Here is a 16,143-nt window from a genome sequence, read left to right on the forward strand (position 1 = left end):
GCCCCTACCTCGTCCCCGTCTACGACTACGCCCTGATGACCGAACCCCTCACCGCCGACCAGCTCGACGCCGTCGGCTGGCAGGGCCGCCAGGGCCTCAGCGACAGCAACAACCACTTCCACTACTTCCGCATCACCGCCGACAACCGGATCCTCTGGGGCGGCCACGACGTCGTCTACCACTACGGCAGCCGCATCCACCCCGACTACGACCAGCGCCCGGAGACCTTCCGCACCCTCGCCCGCACCTTCCTCCGCTGCTTCCCCCAACTGGAGGGGCTGGCCTTCAGCCACCGCTGGGGCGGCGTCATCGACACCTGCTCCCGCTTCTCCCCGTTCTTCGACACCGCCCACGGCGGCCGCGTCGCCTACGCCGCCGGCTACACCGGCCTCGGTGTCGGTGCCACCCGCTTCGGCGCCGAGGTCATGCTCGACCTCCTCGCCGGAGAACAGACCGAACGCACGCGACTGGAGATGGTCCGCAGCAAGCCGCTCCCCTTCCCGCCCGAACCGGTCCGCTGGGCCGGCATCGGCGTCACCCAGTGGTCCCTCACCCGCGCCGACGCCCGCGCCGGCCACCGCAACCTCTGGCTCCGCACCCTCGACCGCGTCGGCCTCGGCTTCGACAGCTGAGAACACGCCCTCGGCCCCCGCCGCCGGCGGCGTCACCAGCTTCTCCGAACGCCGCCGCTCCGATCCGCCGGGCAGACCCTAGCCGTGATCGGCACGAACGGCGTCGAGCAGGGGTATCGCCGCGGCCTGGCGTGCGGGCCAGGCCGCGGCCAGGACCCCGACGACCACCGCCGCGCCGAAGAACAGACAGAGGCTCGCCCACGGCACGACCAGCTCCGCGCCTTGTTGCCCACCCACCGCCACCACGCCGATGGCCGTACCGGCCAGCACACCCGACGCGGAGCCGAGCAGGGAGACCAGTACCGACTCGAGCCGCAGCACGGTCCCCACCCCCGACCGGTCCAGGCCGACCGCGCGCAACAGGCCGATTTCCCTTCGGCGTTCGAAGACGGCCATCGCCATGGTGTTGACCACGCCGAGCGCGCCGATCAGCACCGCGACGCTCAGCAACGCGTAGACGATGTTCAGGAACGGTCGGAACGCCTCGGCTGCCTCGCGTCCGACCGCGGCACGGTCCTGGACGACCAGGGCGGGATTGTCCAACGCGGCCGAGACCGAACGGCGGAGCGCGTCGGTGCGGCCCGGCTGGGCCGCCAACAGCACCGACTCGGCGGCCGGTTGTGCCGACGCGTCCGACCCCGAGCCGAGGGCTTCCGGTGACAGCAGGGCGGGGGCCAGCCCGGTCGGTCCGTCGTACAGGGCGACGACCCGCAACCGGGCATGGCGTCCGGTCTCCTCGAACCGGCCGCGCACGACGGTGCCGAGCCGCCAGCCCCGGGCAGCGGCGTCACTCCGTGTCACCGCGATCTCGTTGGGCCCCAGGGCGCCCAGCGAGCCCTCCCGGACGGCGACGTCCGCGACGTGGACGATCCGGCCCGGAGTGACGGCGGCGGTCGACAGCCAGCCGCCGTCGTCCAGTTCGAGGTAGCCGGGTATCACCTCGGTCACGGCCGCGGCGTCGGGCAGGCGCGCCAACCGGGCGCCCGTACCGGGGGCGACGCGTGCCCCGGGGACCGGCGTCACCCGCAGGTCCGAGACCATGGCGTCGGAGGCTTGCCGCCCCGCCGCCTCGCTCAGCGTCGCGGCGCCCACGCCGGCCGCGCTGATGAGAGACAGACCGATCATCAACGTCGCCGAGGTGGCCGCCGTACGGCGGGGGTCGCGGCCGGCGTTGGCGACGGCCAGCCGTCCGCGCACGCCGGCCAGGAGGCCGGCGACCGGTCGAGCCAGTCGGGTGAAGCCCAGCGCGAACGCGGGCGTGAGGAGGACCAGCCCCCACATGAGGACCGTGGCGGCCAACGTCACCAGGCCCAGGTCCTCGGAGTCGGCGGACAGCAGGAGCAGCGCCGCGCCGAGCGCGGTCACGGCGGCGCCGGCGCGGTGACGCCGGCGCAGCGACGCGGACGAGGGCGGCAGCCCCTCCCGCAGCGCGGCGACCGGCGAAACCGCCGCCGCGCGACGTGCCGGCACCCACGCGGAGATCGCCGACACACCCGCTCCGACCGCCAGCGCCACCAGCGGCGGCACGGGGGTGAGCACCAGCGGCGCCGGCGGCCCCTCGCTCACCGCGAACAGTGTGCCCAGTACGCGCGCGGCTCCCAGTCCGAGCAGATATCCGGGCAGCGCCGCGAGCCCTCCGACCAGCGTCGCCTCTGCCAGCACCAGCCTCAGTACATGGCCCCGGGTGGCACCCACCGCGCGCAGCAGCGCGTGTTCCCGGGCGCGGGCGGCGCTGAGCATGGTGAACGTGTTGGCCACCAGGAAGGTCGCGACGAGCAGGGTCACGGCGGCGAACAACAGCAGCAGCGTGGTCAGCTTCAGCGAACCCTGCTCGGCGGCGTGCGCCGCCTCGGCCTCCAGCCGGTCGCGCGGCACGGCCTCCAGCCCCGCCGGCAGCGCCGCCGCCGTCCGCCCGGCCAGCTCGTCCGGGGACAGCCCCCTCGCCGCCGTCAGGCTGACGGCCGTGTTGTGACCCGGTGCGGGCGCCAGCAGGCGCCGCGCGGTCGCGTCGTCGAACACGGCGAGTGTGCCGCCGACCAGCGGCCGTGGGTCCTCGCCCCCGACCACTCCGACCAGCCGGAACGACCGCATCTCGCCTCGCACCACGATCCGGGCCCGATCGCCGACCGTGAGACCGGCGCGGTCGGCGGCCCTCCGGTCGATCGCGACCTCGGCCGACGTGCGCGGGCCCCGACCGGCGAGCAGCGGATACCGGGGGTCGGCGCCGTCCGCGCTCGGGCTGAGGTTGACGCCGACGGCCGCCGTGGTCGGCCCCACCAGCGAGCCGTCCGCCCCGACGAGGAAGGCGGCACCCTCGACCGTTCCGCGCGCGGACACCACTCCCGGCACCCGCCGGAGCCGGTCGAGCAGCGCGTCGTCCAACGGCGGCGGGACGTCCTGGAATCCGGCGTCGGCGCGTACCGCGACGGATGTGTCGGGCTCTGCCGCCGCGTGCGCCTGGGCCAGGCGGGCGGCCGTCGAGTCCGCGTGGACCAGCGAGCCGACGGTGAACGCCACGCCCAGTAGTACGGCCAGGGCGGGCAGCAGCAAGCGACGCCGGTGCGTGAACACCGAGCGCGCCGCGGTACGGAACATGCGGGACCTCACTGGTCGGCGGCCGGCCGGCGGCAACGGGCGCGCGGGCGGCGGGCGTGGTCTGGGAAGGTGCGGCGGGCCGAGCCGGGCGTCAGACCCGGCCCCTCATGACCTCGGCGGGGCCCGCCCGGGTGCCGCGAGGGGGCCGCCGGGACCGACGACGCCGGGTCACAGGGCGATCCTCCGCGCCCACACCGGCGCCGCGGATCAGCCGGCGGGCCGAACCGGGCGTCGCCCGCGGGTCGGCCGAACGGTGGAGGCGCCCACGACGGCGCTGCCCATAGCGTGGCCGGCATGTTCCCGCTCCGCCGCCTCCACGGCCGCCCCGGTGGTTTCCGTCGCTCCGCCGCGCCCTACCTGCTGGCCGCCCCGGTGGTGGCGCTGATGATCGCCGAGGGCACCACCACCGGCTACCCTCCGACCGCCGCCGCGACAGCCGTGAGCGGGGCTCTCGTGCTCGCGGCCCTGCTGGTGCCCCCCGCGAGGCTGTCGCTCACGGCAGGCTTCGCGATCATCGCGTCGGTCGCGCTGAGTGTGGTCACCACCCAGCTCGCACACCGCCCGGAGAGCACCCCGGGCATGGCCGAGATCGGCGCGCTGCTCCTGCTGATCAGCCGGCTCGTGCGACGACAGCCGCCGCTGCGGGCCGCCGTGCTGGCGCCGGCCGCCTTCGCCGCGGCCTCGCTGGTGCTGCTGCGGCTGCCGGAGGAGGAGTGGGGGCGCGTGGGAAACTACGGCGGTCCCGCCCTCGCTTTCGCGGCGCTGCTGGCCGCGGCGCTCGGCGGCTATCTGCGGTTGCTCGACCTCATGCGTGAGCGGCAGCGCGTGGCCGATCGACAGGAGCAGCGTCTTGAGTACGCCCGGGACCTGCATGACTTCGTCGCCCACCACGTGACCGCGATCGTCGCCCAGACCAGGGCGGTGCGCTACGCGACCGCCGCCGGTCAGGCGCCCTCGCCCGCTGAACTGGACGAGATGCTCGCCGGCATCGAACGGGCCGGCTCGCAGGCGATGGAGTCGATGCGCGGCATGGTCTCGGTACTGCGCACGCCACCCGGACCGGCCGCGGTCCGACCGGCCGGGGACCTCGGCGGCCTCCGGGAGCTCGTCGAGGGGTTCGCCGCCGGCGGCCCGCCCGTCGAGCTCGCGCTCGACCCCCGGCTCGTCCACGACCCGCCGGGGCCCGAGGTGGGCACCACCGTGCAGCGGGTCGTCCAGGAGTGCCTCACCAACATCCGCAAGCACGCGAGCGGCGTGAGCCGGGTGACCGTCGACATCCGGCCGCGGTCGGACGAGCCGGAACTGCTGGAGGTCGTCGTCACCGACGACGGCCAGCCGTCCCCTCACGACGACACGGGAGGTTTCGGTCTGATCGGGCTCGAGGAGCGGGTCGCGGCGGTCGGCGGGACGCTGCGGGCCGGCCCGCGCCCGGGTGTGGGCTGGCAGGTGGCCGCCCGACTGCCTCTCCGGCACTGAGCCGCCGCCCGCCGCCGTAGTCTGGGGCCCGCGGCCCGTGACTACGAGCTGACGCGCCCGCCCGGTCGGCCCCGGGCGGCCGGCCCTGCCGAGTGACTGGAGAACGGACCGCATGACCATCCGGGTGCTCGTCGCCGACGACCAGGAGATGATCCGCTCCGCGTACGCCATGATCCTCGGATCCCAACCGGACATGACGGTGGTCGCCGAAGCCGCCGACGGCGCCACGGCTGTCGACCTGGCCCGCCGACTCCGACCCGACGTGTGCCTGCTGGACATCCGCATGCCCGAACTCGACGGGCTGGAGGCGACCAGGCTGCTCGCCGGCCCGCAGACACCGGACCCGCTCAACGTCGTCATCGCGACCACGTTCGACCTCGACGAGTACGTCTATCGCGCGCTGCGAAACGGGGCCTGCGGGTTCCTGCTCAAGGACTGCACCCCGGCACTGCTCACCGAGGCGGTGCGGGCGGCGGCGACCGGCACCTCGCTGATCTCGCCCGCGATCACCGTTCGACTGCTGTCCCACATGACCCGACCCGAAGGCGCCGACCGGGCCCTCCGGCGCGAGCCGGCCCGTGCGGCCGGCCGGCTCCCCGAGCCGTTGACCGCGCGAGAGCTGGACGTCGTGGGGCTGGTGGCACAGGGCCGTACCAACGACGAGATCGCCGCGGAACTCCACGTCACCCTGTCCACCGTCAAGACCCACCTGGGCAACGCCCAGCGCAAACTGGCCGCCCGCAACCGCGTCGAGATCGCCGCCTGGGCCTGGGAGAACGGTCTGTGAGGCGGCGACCGAACCACATCCGAGCCGGGTAGGCCCCCGACAGCGCCGAGATGTCCTCCCTCGGGGCGCCGCACCGCCGCCGGACAGGCCCTACCCGTGCCGGAGGACCGAGTCCGGCGGCAGACGCCGCGCGTAGGAGAGCGGGATCAGCGCTCCGACGACCAGCGCCGTGCCGGGCAGCGGCAGGAGCAGGGCCATGGTGAGCGGCTGGAGCGACGCCGCGCCGGAGACCACCACGGCGACGAGTGCCCCCAGGGACACGCCGAGCAGCGCCGCCACGCTCCCGACGGCGAACAGTTCACCCGCGAGCACCCGGAAGATCCGCCCCTCGCTGAAGCCCAGCGCCTTCAGCAGACCGATCTCCGGCAGCCGGGAGCGGACCCGCTGGGTGCCCATGGCCAGCCCGAACACCAGCGCCAGCCCGACGACAAGCCACAACGCGACGCTGCCCACCGTGTCCAGCAGCGACAACGCCGGTGACAGAGCGCGTAGTTGCGAGGTGATGCTCGCGGAGTAGAGGCCGGCCTCGCGTAGCTGCCGCTGTACGTCGCCGACCTGCTCCGCCGAACCGACCTCCACCTGAAGACTGTCAAATCCTTCCGTCGCGTACAGGCGCTCGACTGTGGTGGCCCGTGAGCCGGCGTGGAGTTCTGCCGCGAGCTTCGGGTTCACGTAGGCGCTACCCGGACCGTCCAGGCTTCCCAGCGAGTCGTCGTGTACGGCGGCGATGGTGAGCCGAAGCTCCCGGGGCTCACCTCCGTGCGCGGCTTCGCCGCCGTCAGGACTCCTCTCGACACGCTCGATCGGCGTGTGGAGGACGACCACCTCCCGGCCCACGAGCTGCCTGGCCGAGCGGCCCGCGAATCCGTCCGCCAGCACGATCTCGTTCGCGGCCAACCTCTCCGGATCCGTGCTGTCGCCGTGGGAGACCAGCCGCGGATGCGCAGCCGTCCACGGGTGAAGGGTCAACACCCGGGGATCGTCGCGTTTCTGGTCGTCCGCCAGATAGACCTCCACGCTGTCGGAGTCGTACGGTGTGACGGCGACCACACCGGGAAGTCTCCCGATCTCCCTGATCCGCTTTCCGGTCAGCGGGGTGCGTCCGTCCGGCGTGTTCGCCCACACGCTGACCGTGCGCAGGGAACCGTCACCCGTGCCCAGGGCGGTGGCGCTGGCACGGGCGTCCGCGACGGGGCCTCGCGCGACAACTACAAAGCCGACCAGGAGAACGAGGAAGAGGGGCATCGCCCAGTGACGACGCAGGGTCCGCAGCAGTTCGCCACGGATCAGCCGACTGTCACGCATCGGTGAGTTCTCCGTTCCGCAGAGTGACGCTTCGAGTGGCGACATCCGCGAAGCCGTCGTCATGCGAGGCGACGACCACAGCACGTTGTTCGTGCGCCAGCTCGGCGAGGTGTGTGCGCACGAGGGCCGCTGTCTCGGCGTCGAGCCCCGCCGTCGGCTCGTCGGCCAACACCAGGGCCGGGTCGTTCATCAGTGCCCGGGCCAGTGCCACACGTTGTGCCTCGCCGCCGGACAACAAGCCAGGGCGGTGGTCGGCCCGACTACCGACGTCGAAACGGGTGAGGAGCTGGTCGGCGGCTGCCCGCGCCTCGGAGTGGGGCAGCGGCGACGGGAGCATCACGTTGTCGACCGTACTCAACGCCGGGAGGAAGAGCGGCTTCTGGAAGACGAAGCCGATGCGGGAGCGCCGGACCTCGGCCGCACGTGATGCCGTGCCCACCTCAGCCCCGTCAACTCGTACCGTCCCGTGCGTGGGCGAGGAAAGCAGACCCGCGAGGGAGAGCAGCGTCGTCTTACCCGCTCCCGAACGTCCGCGCAGCCAGACGAGTTCGCCAGGCCGCACCGTGAGGGAGACGTCCCGTAGCACTGTCAGGTCGCCGTCGAACTCCTTGGTCACGGAGTCGATCTCCAGAAGCGTCATACCGTGTCCACCAGACCGCTTGAGATACCGTCCCATGTCTCTTTCAGCGTGCACACCTTCGCCGAATGGAACGGGCGGAAGAAGTGCCTGGCTCCCGGGCAGCCACGTGACTCCTCCAGCCAGGATTTCAGGCCGTCAGGAACATCGGCACTGCCGACGCCCTTTCCCGACACTCGGAAGGCCGCGACAACCTCACCGAACTGCGCCTGCTCGTCCGGCGCCCGCAGAAAGGCCCGTGCCTGTCGAACCTCTTCCCTGAAGTGGTCGCGCGCCTCGCGCTCGTTGGACAGGTACGGGGACAGGGCCAACATCTGCCACGCCGCGAAGCGTTCGGAGCGATTCCGCACGTCGAAGAGTTCGGCCTTGAGCTGTGGAATCCTCTCGGACTGTCCCACGCGTTCTATCATCTGAATCGCGAGAGCTGTCCCCTCGGCGTTGAGCCTGGTGACACCGTCCGCCTTCAGCCGGCTCAGAGTGCAGAGCGTCGCCTTGCTTTCGAGCGCCTTGTCCCGGTCCTCCGCGATGTGGAGGATGGTGGCCGCGAAGAGCATGCCGTCGCAACCCGGCTTGGTGGCGATGTACTCGTGAACCTTCTTGGTGGAGACAACCTCGCCGCCGCGCTGTCCGGAGTCCGCCAGAGCTGCGGCGAAGTAGAGCGCGGTCATGTCATTGACCACCGCGTCACCTGGCGCGCGGTCGACGGGGGCGGCGGGGGCATACGCGCCTTCGGCCACCCGGAACTTGTCAAGCTCGTCAATGACCTTGTCCATGCCGCTTGGGGAAGCACAACCACCCAGCAGCGTGCTCACCGCCAACACGCCCACCGCGAGGCGGCCCGACCGGCCGCCGAAGCGACCCGCCGGAGACGTAACCCTGTGTGCCACCCTTACTCCCTCGTACTCTCGTCCGCGATGGGCGTGTCAGCTCGCGGACACGTTCCGGTGGGAGCCGAAGTAGAACGTGCTCGCCTCATTGGTGTACGTGACGTATATCGTGTTGAAGCCGTAGCACTTGGTGCCCTTCAGGGTGGCAGTGCGCTGGCCCTTGTTGTTCTTGACCGACTTGTCGAGACTGCCGGTCTGCATCGGGCCCTTGTCCCAGCCGATGCCATGCCCGGTAGCCGTGACATGCGTCTTGAGCCAGTCCTTACCGGAGCGCGGCTTCTTCCCCTTGGAGATCTTCGCCGAGACCTGGTACTCCCCGCAGCCCTTGATGGTCAAGGTGTTGCTGTACCAGAGGTCCGAGGTCAGCTTGGCCTTGTGGGGCAGCTTCGCCGACTTCGAACCGCCACCCGCATGCGCGACTGATGAACTTGCCGGCAACAGCGCGCCGCTGGCAACAGTGGCTGCTCCCGCCACGAAGAAGCGACGAACCGTTCTGCTTTCGAACGGCATCTCTTTTGTTCCCCTTGTTCCTGGCCCTGGTGGTCGTCGGCTCGGGGCGGAGTGGTCGGCTCCGACCTGAGCGCGTCGTGATCCGCCGACGCGTGGTGTGATCATCACCCGCAGTGCGACGGCAAGTTCTACCACAGGCTCACCGGCCCGTATGTCGGGTTTGGTGGTGATAGTCCGGTTGGTGCGGGGGTGTGCGATGGGGTTCCGCTTCCGAGAGGAGGCGCGCCTCCCGCCCTGGTGGGACATGGTGGGGCGTCGCCCCCGCCGCTTGGCGGGGGAGGGCGTCGGGACGGGACGGCCGCTCGCCACTCCGTGGGGTGCGGAACTTGTGATTCCCCAGGGGATACCTTTACTCGTTCTTGGTCTGGGATGTGACGCTCGTCGCGAAAGTGGGCGAGTTGTCAACCTTCTTCCCTCACGGCGGTCTGCATCGGTGTCACTGTCACCGGCCGGCCGTCCGCGCCGGTCACCTTCCGTCCGCGCGTGACCGGCGCGGACGGTGCCGCTGGGGGACCCAAGTGAAGATCGCTTTTCTGCTGTACAACGCATACGGGATCGGGGGGACGATTCGGGCGGCGGCCAACCTCGGCGCCGCGCTGTCGGCCGCCGGCCACACCGTCGAGCTGGTGTCCGTCTACCAGACGCAGGACCGGCCCCGGCTGGAGATGTCGCCGGAGCTGGCCCTCCGGCCGCTCATCGAGTGGCGCAAGGGGGAGCCGGGCTGCGCGCGGAAGGACCCGGCCGCCCGGCGGCGCTCGGTGATGTTCCCGGACGGCGGCCTGGCGTCCGGCCCGCTCGCGCCGTCACGGCTGACGGACGAGCGGGTCGCCGACTACCTGCGGCGCACCGACGCCGACGTGGTGGTCGGCACCCGCCCGGTGCTCAACGGCTATCTGGCCCGCTACGGCGAGTCCCGCTACCTGCGGATCGGCCAGGAGCATCTGACCCTGGAGATGCACAAGGGGCGGCAGCGCGCCGGCGTGCTGAGGAGCGCCGCCGAGCTCGACGCCTACGTCACCGTGACCGAGGTGGACGCCGAGCGCTACCGCGCCGCGCTGCCGAAGGCCGGCACGCCGATCCTGTGCATACCCAACGTCATCCCGCCGGCCCGGGCACGCCGCCCGGAACGCGGCACCCGGACCATCGTGGCCGCCGGGCGGCTCACCGGTATGAAGCGCTACGACCGGCTCATCGACGCGTTCGCGCTCGTCGCGGACGAGTACCCGGACTGGTCACTGCGGATCTACGGGCGCGGCGACCTGCGGGACAAGCTGCGGCGTCAGGTCGTCCGCCTCGACCTGTGCGAGCGGATCCGGCTGATGGGTCCGGTCGTGCCGATCGAGACGGAGTGGGCCAAGGCGGAGATCGCCTGCGTCACCTCCGACCGGGAGCCGTTCGGGCTGACGATCGTGGAGGCCATGCACTGCGGCGTCCCGGTCATCGCCACCGACTGCCCGCACGGCCCCGGCGAGATCATCACCCAGGGGGCCGACGGGCTGCTCGTCCCGCTGGAGGGCGGCGCCGAGGCGTACGCCGACGCGTTGCGCATCCTGATGTCCAACGAGGACAAGCGGCGCGCGATGGGCGACGAGGCCCGGGTCAGCGCCGGCCGCTACGCGCCCGCGCTGATCGCCGACCGCTACCTGCGCCTCTTCGAGGAGCTGCGGGAAGCCCCGCCGCGCAGCCGCGGGCTGCTGTCCCGGCTGCGGAGCGCCCGCCGCGCCCGGCGGGACGACGCCCCCGCGCTGCCGGCGCCGCCGCCCAGAACCGAGGTGCTGACGGACGGCGCCGCCCCGGCCCGCTGCGCGGTCTCCCCGGACGGCTCACCGGTGGTCGAACTGGCCGCCGACCGGCTCCCGAGCGGCCCGCTCGACCTGCTGCTGCGGCTGCGCGACGACCCGGACGGCACCGTGCGGAGGGTGCCGCTGCCCTCGCCGGACGCGGCGGTCGACGGACGTGTCGGCGTGGAGATCGACCGCGAGCTCTACCGGCTCGCGGAGGGCCGCTGGGACGTGTTCCTCGCGCCGCGTAGCGGGCGGGAGGACGCCGCGCCGATCCAGCGGCTGCCGGTCGAACTCGTCGAGCAGGCCGAACTGGTGGGCGTCCCGCCGCGCGAGACCGCGCGCGGCGTGAGCGCGTGGATCCCCTACGCGACCAGCGGCGGACACCTCGGCCTGCGGGTGTGGCAGCGGCCGGCGCACGTCGAGGTGCGCGAGGTCGCGGTGTCGGAGGACGACGGCGGTTCGATGGCCGTTGTCGCCGAACCGCTCGGCGACGTCGTGACGGGCCCCGGTGCGACCGTCCGGGCCGTGCTGCGCGGAGCGGACGGCGTGGACGTGGTCGTCGACGCGGAGTGCACTGCCGACGGCGGGGTCCGCTTCACCCTGCCCTACCGGCCGCTGCTGGACGCCCGCCGCTCCGAGCGGGACCTGTGGTCGCTGCGACTTGTTCCCGCGCCGGGCGCGGCGGAGGTGCCGCTGGGCCGGATAGGCGGTGACATCGCCGACCGCAAGCAGATCGACATGCCGCGCGGCGTCCGGCTGGAGGACCCGCGGGCGGACGTCACGGCCGGGGTTCAGAAGACGCGCGAGCAGGACGAGGCGGCGGAGCGCCGGGTGCGGGTGCGGCCGTACTTCACGGCCGGGCACGGGCTGGGGCTGAGCGTCCGTGGCCCCAAGCCGGTACGGACCGCGGTGTCGGCCTCCCGACGGGAACCGGTGGCGCCGGCGGCCTGAACGCCGCCAGGCGAGGCGAGGCGAGCGGCGCGACGGTACGGCCCCGACCAGGCGGTTCGGGGCCGTACCCGGAGATTCACCCGGGGCAAGTCGTGCGATACCCGGCAAAGGGCGGAAAATGGAATGGAGGTGTCGCCGCACCGTCCGCGGACGGCCGCGCGGCGGCGCGCGATCGCGCCGACGATTGGGGTCACCATGACAACCGCGCACGCTCCCCACCCCCAGCACACCCACCAGCACGGCGCGGGCTGCGGCCACGTCGCCGTCCCGCACGGCGACCACGTCGACTACGCCCACGACGGCCATCTCCACCGTCCGCACGACGACCACGCCGACGAGTGCGACCCCGCCGGCCACGTCGAGTGCGGCGGACACGACCACCAGCACGGCGAGGGTTGCGGCCATGTCGCCGTCCCGCACGGCGACCACGTCGACTACGTGCACGACGGCCACCGGCACGCCGCCCACGACGGCCACTGGGACGACCACTGACCACGGACCACCGGCCGCCGTCCGCCGACCGACCCCGACAATGAGGTATGCGTTCCACGACCCGCTCCGCGTCCCCGTCGCCCTCCTCCGAGCGCTGCCCGTGCGGGCTGCCGGCGCCGTACCCGCGCTGCTGCGGCCGGCTGCACGACGGCAGCACCGCGGCGGCCCGTCCCGAGGAGCTGATGCGCTCCCGCTACAGCGCCTTCGTACGGCGCGACGAGGCGTACCTGCTGCGCACCTGGCACCCGGAGACGCGGCCCGACTCGATCGACTTCGACCCCTCGCTGCGCTGGCTCGGCCTGACCGTGCTCCACAGCACCGACGGCGGCACCTTCGGCACCGACGGCACGGTGGAGTTCCGCGCCCGCTACCGGGACGCGGGCGGCACCGGCGAGCTGCACGAGCGCAGCCGCTTCACCCGCCACGAGGGCCGCTGGGTGTACGTCGACGGGGTGATCTCCGACTGACGCGAGCCCTGGTGTTTGCGTGACGCGCGGTCATGGGTAGCACGAATGGCCGACCGGTCACCTTCGTCGACGCCGATTCCCGGCCCGACCTGCAAAAACGATACCGAGCTGCGGTGACGCGGGCCCGGGCGGCAAACGGCTGCCGACGCGCCCCGCGGGCTGAAAAGACGCCTACTGGGCTGGACGGGTGAAGGGCGAGAACTTCTGCCGCACACGCGAGTTGACCAGGATGCTCCGGCAGCGGGGCGTTCCAGACTCGGAAGGAAAACTCGTGATCAAGAAGGTGCTCGCTACGGCTGCTGTGGCGGCTTCTGTCGTCGGTGCCGCCGGTGTTGCCGCCACCCCCGCCATGGCGATCGGGAACCAGGGCCACACCAATGTCAACGGCAACGACTCGATTCAGAAGTACGGCAACACCACCACGGGCGGCTACATGAGCCCGAACATGAGCCTGATCAACGGTTCGCTGAACAAGCCGTGCATCGCGCTGCTGCCGAACAAGGCCAACGTGGGCAGTGTCGTCGGCCTCGTCCCGGTCACCGTCCAGGACATCCTGACCAGCAGCAACAGCCAGGCCTGCGTGGAGAACTCCAACCAGGTCGACGGCGACGACCCGCTGTCGCACGTTCTGGAGCGGATCGAGCTCCTCTCCCGGAACGGTGCCGCCAACGCCGGCTGACACCCGCTCCTGGCGATGAACGTCCCCGCCCGCCCGCGGCAGGCCGGGAACGTGAACCGAGCCCCGCTCCCCGAAACCCTCGGGGAGCGGGGCTCGCCCCGTTTCAGGACCGGAACGGGGAGTCGCGCGCTCCGCGAATCCACGTCACCCAGCGCTGGGCCGGACGGGTGAAGGGCGAGAACTTCTGCCACCGGGGGAAGTTGAGCAGGTTGCTCCGGCAGCGGGGCGCTCCAGACCCGGAAGGAAGACTCGTGATCAAGAAGGTGCTCGCCACGGCTGCTGTGGCGGCCTCTGTCGTCGGTGCCGCCGGTGTTGCCGCGACCCCGGCCATGGCGATCGGGAACGACGGCCACACCAACGTCAACGGCAACGGCGCGAAGCAGGTGTACGGCAACACCACCACGGGCGGCTACATGAGCCCGAACATGAGCCTGGTGAACGGTTCGCTGAACAAGCCGTGTGTCGCCGCCCTGCCGAACAAGCTCAACGTGGGCAGTGTCGTCGGCGTCGTCCCGGTCACCGTCCAGGACATCCTGACCAGCAGCAACAGCCAGGCCTGCGTCGAGAACTCGAACCAGATCGACGGCGACGACCCGCTGTCGCACGTTCTGAACCGGATCGAGCTCCTCTCCCGCAACGGTGCCGCCAACGCCGGCTGAGCCAGCTCCGCGCGCTGACGCGGCCCACCTGCCGACGGCAGGCCGGGCACGCGAGCCGGGCCCCGCTCCCCGATGCCCTCGGGGAGCGGGGCTCCCGCCGTTTCCGGACCGGAGCCCGCGGCCCGGCCCGACTGGCCCGACTGGGCCGACTGGGCCGACTGGGCCGACTGGGCCGGCTGGTCCGACTGGGCCGGACGGGTGAAGGGTGAGAACTTCTGCCGCGAAAGCGAGTTGGCCAGGTTGCTCCGGCAGCGGGGCGTTACCAGACCCGGAAGGAAGACTCGTGATCAAGAAGGTGTTCGCCACGGCTGCTGTGGCGGCCTCTGTCGTCGGTGCCGCCGGTGTTGCCGCCACCCCCGCCATGGCGATCGGGGACGACGGCCACACCAACGTCAACGGCAACGGCGCGAAGCAGGTGTACGGCAACACCACCACGGGCGGCTACATGAGCCCGAACATGAGCCTGGTGGACGGCACGGCGAACAAGCTGTGCGCCGCCGCGCTCACCAACAAGCTCAACGTGGGCAGCGTCGTCGGCATCCTCGTCCCGGTCACCGTCCAGGACATCCTGACCAGCAGCAACGCCCAGAACTGCGCCGAGAACAGCAACCAGGTCGACGGCGACGACCCGCTGTCGCACGTTCTGGAGCGGATCGAGGTCGTCTCGCGCAACGGTGTCGCCAACGCCGGCTGACACCCGCTCCTCGCGGCGGACGTCCCCGGCCCGCCCGACAGCCTGCCGGGCACGTGAGCAGGGCCCCGCTCCCCGAAGTCCTCGGGGGGCGGGGCTCCCGCCGTTTCCGGACCGAAACAAGGAGTTCGCGCCCGAATGCGGCATCATCTCTGACATGGGGATCGTCGCCGGTCTGGACAGCTCGTCCGAGTTCACTCGCATCGTCGTCTGCGACACCGACACCGGTGCCGTCATCCGGGAGGGCCACGCCGCCCACCCGCCGCTGCCCGACGACGGCGGCAAGCGCACGGAGATCGATCCACAGGCCTGGCTGCTGGCCCTCGGGGAGGCCGCCACCGGAGGTCTGCTGGAGGGCGTGCAGGCGATCGGCGTCTCCGCCCAGCAGCAGGGCGTCGTCCTCCTCGACCAGACCGGCAACTCCGTCCGCCCGGCACTGGTCGGCAACGACCAGCGGGAGCAGACCGCCGCCGCCGACCTCGTCGACGCGTTCGGCGGCCGTACGGCCTGGGCGCACGCGGTCGGCTCGGTGCCCGAGGCGGGCCGTCCCGTCGTCAAGCTCCGGCACCTGGCGCGCACCGAGCCCGAGAACGCCCGACAGGTCGCCGCCGTCCTCCAACCGCACGACTGGCTCACCTGGCAGCTGCTCGGCCGCCCCGCCCGCCGCACCACCGACCGCGGCGACGCCTCCGCCACCGGCTACTGGTCCCCGGCCACCGGCAGCTGGCGCCCCGACCTGCTGGAACTCGCCCTCGGCCACCAGGTCGTGCTCCCGGAGGTCATCGGCCCGGCCCAGGCCGCCGGCCAGACGCCCGAAGGCCTGATGATCTCCGCCGGCACCGGGGAGACCATGGCGGCGGCGTTCGGCCTCGGCCTGTACCCCGGCGACGCGGTGGTCTCCCTCGGCGCCTCCGGCTCGGTGTCCGCCGTGCACCACGAGGCGCTGACCGACCCGACCGGCACCGTCACCTCGCTCGCCGACGCCACCGGCATGTACCTGCCCGTCGTCCGCACCCAGAACGCCGTACGGGTGCTGCGCGGCACCGCCGAACTGCTCGGCCGCGACCTCCCCGGGCTCTCCGAACTCGCGCTGAACTCCACCCCCGGCGCCTACGGCCTCGTCATGCTGCCCTACCTGGAGGGCGAGCGCACCCCCGAACTCCCGCACACCGCAGGCACGTTGGCCGGCCTGCGCCGGGAGTCGATGAAGCCGGAACACCTCGCCAGGGCCGCCTTCGAGGGCATGCTGTGCGGACTGGCCGACGCGCTGGAGGTGCTGCGCGTCAGAGGAGTCCAGGTCCGCCGGGTCTTCCTGCTGGGCTCCGCCGCCGAACTCCCCGCCGTCCAGGCGCTCGCCCCGGCGCTCTTCGGCGCGCAGGTCCTCATCCCCTCACCCGCCGACTACACCACGCTCGGTGCGGCCCGCCAGGCCGCCTGGGCCCTCGGCGCCGCCGAGGGCCGCCTCACCGACCGCGAGCCCCCGCACTGGCCGTCCCCCGACTGCCGCGTCCTCGACCCGGGCGACGACTTCCACGTCGGCCAGGCCGTCCGCCAGCAGTACACCGCCTGTCTCTTATACCCATCTGACGCC

15 protein-coding genes are annotated in these 16,143 nt (G+C 72.3%); 10 read left to right on the forward strand and 5 right to left on the reverse strand.

Annotated features, from left to right (window positions below):
* Positions 1-632 (forward strand): NAD(P)/FAD-dependent oxidoreductase (locus tag FNX44_RS28005; RefSeq protein ID WP_173019185.1); only part of this gene is annotated, 632 nt, incomplete at its 5' end.
* Positions 633-710: 78 nt separating this feature from the next.
* On the opposite strand, the gene FNX44_RS13295 is transcribed toward FNX44_RS28005, so the two are convergent.
* Complete coding sequence (locus FNX44_RS13295; protein ID WP_143648301.1) at positions 711-3,227, reverse strand: FtsX-like permease family protein; 2,517 nt, start codon at positions 3,225-3,227, stop codon at positions 711-713.
* 294 nt (positions 3,228-3,521) lie between these two features.
* Here FNX44_RS13295 and FNX44_RS13300 point away from each other — a divergent pair, with 294 nt between their 5' ends.
* Together FNX44_RS13300 and FNX44_RS13305 are read left to right on the forward strand one after the other, a co-directional pair.
* The gene (locus tag FNX44_RS13300; protein WP_143648303.1) at positions 3,522-4,703 is read left to right on the forward strand and encodes a sensor histidine kinase; all 1,182 of its coding nucleotides are present in this window, start codon (positions 3,522-3,524) and stop codon (positions 4,701-4,703) included.
* A 112-nt stretch (positions 4,704-4,815) separates the two neighbouring features.
* Entirely contained in the window at positions 4,816-5,490 is a 675-nt protein-coding gene (locus FNX44_RS13305) for a response regulator (RefSeq protein WP_143648305.1), read from the forward strand.
* A 90-nt stretch (positions 5,491-5,580) separates the two neighbouring features.
* Here FNX44_RS13305 and FNX44_RS13310 read toward each other — a convergent pair whose 3' ends face one another.
* The 4 genes from FNX44_RS13310 to FNX44_RS13325 all read right to left on the reverse strand — a co-directional run bounded on the left by FNX44_RS13310 (position 5,581) and on the right by FNX44_RS13325 (position 8,829).
* A complete protein-coding gene (locus FNX44_RS13310; RefSeq protein WP_173019186.1) occupies positions 5,581-6,795 on the reverse strand; it encodes an ABC transporter permease in 1,215 nt (404 codons plus the stop codon).
* Positions 6,788-7,435, reverse strand: a complete 648-nt coding sequence (locus FNX44_RS13315) for an ABC transporter ATP-binding protein (protein ID WP_173019187.1) — start codon at positions 7,433-7,435, stop codon at positions 6,788-6,790. Before FNX44_RS13315 ends, FNX44_RS13310 begins: the two co-directional genes overlap by 8 nt.
* Complete coding sequence (locus FNX44_RS13320; protein WP_143648310.1) at positions 7,432-8,244, reverse strand: hypothetical protein; 813 nt, start codon at positions 8,242-8,244, stop codon at positions 7,432-7,434. The genes FNX44_RS13315 and FNX44_RS13320 overlap by 4 nt, the downstream gene beginning before the upstream one ends.
* Positions 8,245-8,355: 111 nt before the next feature.
* Positions 8,356-8,829 carry a hypothetical protein gene (locus tag FNX44_RS13325; protein WP_143648312.1) on the reverse strand — a complete coding sequence of 158 codons (474 nt, stop codon included), beginning with the start codon at positions 8,827-8,829 and terminating at the stop codon, positions 8,356-8,358.
* Between the two features lie 518 nt (positions 8,830-9,347).
* Here FNX44_RS13325 and FNX44_RS13330 point away from each other — a divergent pair.
* The 7 genes from FNX44_RS13330 to FNX44_RS13365 all read left to right on the forward strand — a co-directional run.
* Positions 9,348-11,564: a glycosyltransferase family 4 protein gene (locus FNX44_RS13330; protein ID WP_143648314.1), complete on the forward strand. Its 2,217-nt coding sequence runs from the start codon at positions 9,348-9,350 to the stop codon at positions 11,562-11,564.
* A 195-nt stretch (positions 11,565-11,759) separates the two neighbouring features.
* A complete protein-coding gene (locus FNX44_RS13335) occupies positions 11,760-12,056 on the forward strand; it encodes a hypothetical protein (RefSeq protein WP_143648316.1) in 297 nt (98 codons plus the stop codon).
* Positions 12,057-12,103: 47 nt separating this feature from the next.
* Positions 12,104-12,523: a YchJ family protein gene (locus FNX44_RS13340; protein WP_143648317.1), complete on the forward strand. Its 420-nt coding sequence runs from the start codon at positions 12,104-12,106 to the stop codon at positions 12,521-12,523.
* A 271-nt stretch (positions 12,524-12,794) separates the two neighbouring features.
* A complete protein-coding gene (locus FNX44_RS13345; protein ID WP_143648319.1) occupies positions 12,795-13,202 on the forward strand; it encodes a rodlin in 408 nt (135 codons plus the stop codon).
* Positions 13,203-13,453: 251 nt separating this feature from the next.
* A complete protein-coding gene (locus tag FNX44_RS13350; RefSeq protein ID WP_143648320.1) occupies positions 13,454-13,861 on the forward strand; it encodes a rodlin in 408 nt (135 codons plus the stop codon).
* A gap of 283 nt (positions 13,862-14,144) precedes the next feature.
* Positions 14,145-14,555 carry a rodlin gene (locus FNX44_RS13360; RefSeq protein WP_143648324.1) on the forward strand — a complete coding sequence of 137 codons (411 nt, stop codon included), beginning with the start codon at positions 14,145-14,147 and terminating at the stop codon, positions 14,553-14,555.
* A gap of 154 nt (positions 14,556-14,709) precedes the next feature.
* Positions 14,710-16,143 (forward strand): FGGY family carbohydrate kinase (locus tag FNX44_RS13365; protein ID WP_143648326.1); only part of this gene is annotated, 1,434 nt, incomplete at its 3' end.

This window comes from Streptomyces alkaliterrae (genome assembly GCF_007097205.2).
Lineage (GTDB): Bacteria > Actinomycetota > Actinomycetes > Streptomycetales > Streptomycetaceae > Streptomyces > Streptomyces alkaliterrae.

Coding starts and splice junctions, on each gene's coding strand:
- FNX44_RS13295 (WP_143648301.1), bottom strand. CDS start 3,227: ATGTTCCGTACCGCGGCGCGCTCGGTGTTCACGCACCGGCGTCGCTTG.
- FNX44_RS13300 (WP_143648303.1), top strand. CDS start 3,522: ATGTTCCCGCTCCGCCGCCTCCACGGCCGCCCCGGTGGTTTCCGTCGC.
- FNX44_RS13305 (WP_143648305.1), top strand. CDS start 4,816: ATGACCATCCGGGTGCTCGTCGCCGACGACCAGGAGATGATCCGCTCC.
- FNX44_RS13310 (WP_173019186.1), bottom strand. CDS start 6,795: ATGCGTGACAGTCGGCTGATCCGTGGCGAACTGCTGCGGACCCTGCGT.
- FNX44_RS13315 (WP_173019187.1), bottom strand. CDS start 7,435: ATGACGCTTCTGGAGATCGACTCCGTGACCAAGGAGTTCGACGGCGAC.
- FNX44_RS13325 (WP_143648312.1), bottom strand. CDS start 8,829: ATGCCGTTCGAAAGCAGAACGGTTCGTCGCTTCTTCGTGGCGGGAGCA.
- FNX44_RS13335 (WP_143648316.1), top strand. CDS start 11,760: ATGACAACCGCGCACGCTCCCCACCCCCAGCACACCCACCAGCACGGC.
- FNX44_RS13340 (WP_143648317.1), top strand. CDS start 12,104: ATGCGTTCCACGACCCGCTCCGCGTCCCCGTCGCCCTCCTCCGAGCGC.